The 2,671-nt window shown below is 53.8% G+C and carries 2 rRNA genes (1 of these 2 only partly in view); both read left to right on the forward strand.

The annotated features are described in order from the left end of the window. Nucleotides 1-2,486: ribosomal RNA gene (locus tag IM515_RS21975) — 23S ribosomal RNA — on the forward strand; it begins 394 nt to the left of the window's first position. A gap of 56 nt (nucleotides 2,487-2,542) precedes the next feature. Beyond that, nucleotides 2,543-2,660 (forward strand): 5S ribosomal RNA (gene rrf, locus IM515_RS21980). Nucleotides 2,661-2,671: the final 11 nt, after the last annotated feature.

Here is a 2,671-nt window from a genome sequence, read left to right on the forward strand (position 1 = left end):
AGCATGGGGCACGTGAAATCCCGTGTGAATCTGCCTCGACCACGAGGTAAGGCTAAATATTCCCGTGTGACCGATAGAGAAACAGTACCGCGAGGGAAAGGTGAAAAGAACCCCGGAAGGGGAGTGAAATAGAACATGAAACCGTTAGCCTACAAGCAATGGGAGGACGATTGAACGTCTGACCGTGTGCCTGTTGAAGAATGAGCCGGCGACTTACAGGTTATGGCAGGTGAAGGGGGAAGACCCCACAGCCCCAGCGAAAGCGAGTCTGAATAGGGCGAAACGTCATAATTTGTAGACCCGAACCCGGGTGATCTAACCATGGCCAGGATGAAGCTTGGGTAAAACCAAGTGGAGGTCCGAACCGACTAATGTTGAAAAATTAGCGGATGAGCTGTGGTTAGGGGTGAAATGCCAATCGAACTCGGAGCTAGCTGGTTCTCCCCGAAATGTGTTGAGGCGCAGCGGTAGTGGAAGTTTAGTCGGGGTAAAGCACTGTTTCGCCGCGGGCTGGGAGACCGGTACCAAGGCGAGGCAAACTCTGAATACGGCTAAAAAAACTACCAGTGAGACGGTGGGGGATAAGCTTCATCGTCAAGAGGGAAACAGCCCAGACCACCAGCTAAGGTCCCCAAATGATAACTAAGTGAGAAAGGAGGTGGGAGTGCATGGACAACCAGGAGGTTTGCCTAGAAGCAGCAATCCTTAAAAGAGTGCGTAATAGCTCACTGGTCAAGCGCTCCTGCGCCGAAAATGAACGGGGCTAAGTTATCTACCGAAGCTGTGGACTACATTGTAGTGGTAGGGGAGCGTTCTATAGGGGGTGAAGCAGTAGCGGCAAGCAGCTGTGGACTCTATAGAAGTGAGAATGTCGGCTTAAGTAGCGAAAATGTGGGTGAGAATCCCACACCCCGAAACCCCAAGGTTTCCTCCGCAAGGCTCGTCCGCGGAGGGTCAGTCAGGACCTAAGGCGAGGCTGAAAAGCGTAGTCGATGGACAACGGGTTAACATTCCCGTACCGATTAATGATTGTGCCGGAGAACGGAGAAGGTCAACGTCAGCTGGATGTTGGTTACCAGTGCAAGCAGTCGAGGCGATGAGCGGTGGAGAAAACACCAGGAGCTAAGACGCGAGTCCCACCTCCCACGGGAGGGAAGTGGCGCTGATCAAGCTTCCTAGAAAAGCCCGAACCACGTTAATCATTAATTGCCTGTACCCGAAACCGACACAGGTGGGGAAGTAGAGAATACTAAGGGGCGCGAGATAACTCTCTCTAAGGAACTCGGCAAAATGACCCCGTAACTTCGGGAGAAGGGGTACCCTCGCAAGAGGGTCGCAGTGAATAGGCCCAGGCGACTGTTTACCAAAAACACAGGTCTCCGCCAAGTCGTAAGACGCAGTATGGAGGCTGACGCCTGCCCAGTGCCGGAAGGTTAAGGAAGTTGGTCAGGAGTAATCTGAAGCTGACGACCGAAGCCCCGGTGAACGGCGGCCGTAACTATAACGGTCCTAAGGTAGCGAAATTCCTTGTCGGGTAAGTTCCGACCCGCACGAAAGGCGTAACGATCTGGGCACTGTCTCGGAGAGAGACTCGGCGAAATAGGATTGTCTGTGAAGATACGGACTACCTGCACCTGGACAGAAAGACCCTATGAAGCTTTACTGTAGCCTGGCATTGGCTTCGGGCTTCGCTTGCGCAGGATAGGTGGGAAGCTTTGAAACTCTCCTCGTGGGGAGAGTGGAGCTAACGGTGAGATACCACTCTGGCGAGGCTAGAATTCTAACCCTGACCCCTAATCGGGGCGGGAGACAGTTTCAGGTGGGCAGTTTGACTGGGGCGGTCGCCTCCTAAAAGGTAACGGAGGCGCGCAAAGGTTCCCTCGGTCCCGTTGGAAATGGGACGATAGAGTGCAAAAGCAGAAGGGAGCTTGACTGTGAGACCCACAAGTCGAACAGGGACGAAAGTCGGCTTTAGTGATCCGACGGCACCGCGTGGAAGGGCCGTCGCTCAACGGATAAAAGTTACTCTAGGGATAACAGGCTGATCTCCCCCAAGAGTTCACATCGACGGGGAGGTTTGGCACCTCGATGTCGGCTCATCGCAACCTGGGGCTGAAGTCGGTCCCAAGGGTTGGGCTGTTCGCCCATTAAAGCGGTACGTGAGCTGGGTTCAGAACGTCGTGAGACAGTTCGGTCCATATCCGGTGTAGGCGTAAGAGCATTGCGAGGAGCCTTCCTTAGTACGAGAGGACCGGGAAGGACGCACCGCTGGTGTACCTGTTATCGTGCCAACGGTAAACGCAGGGTAGCCATGTGCGGAGCGGATAACCGCTGAAAGCATCTAAGTGGGAAGCCCACCTCCAGATGATTGCTCTCATGGCATTAAGCCAGTAAGGTCTCGGGTAGACTACCCGTTGATAGGCTCTAGATGGAAGCTCGGTAACGAGTGCAGTCGAGGAGTACTAACCGACCGAGGGCTTGACCTGATTCTTCTTTTCACCACTTTTTCCCTAGCTTTTGCAGTCTTGAGGGTTCTACCCTTCCTGGTGTCTTTAACGTGATGGCACCACTCCGATTCCATCCCGAACTCGGTTGTGAAACTTCACCGTGGCCAAGATACTTGTCGGGTTGCCGACCGGGACAATAGCTCGATGCCAGGATTATTCTTTCC

This window comes from Microcystis sp. M44BS1 (assembly GCF_020244875.1).
GTDB lineage: Bacteria > Cyanobacteriota > Cyanobacteriia > Cyanobacteriales > Microcystaceae > Microcystis > Microcystis panniformis.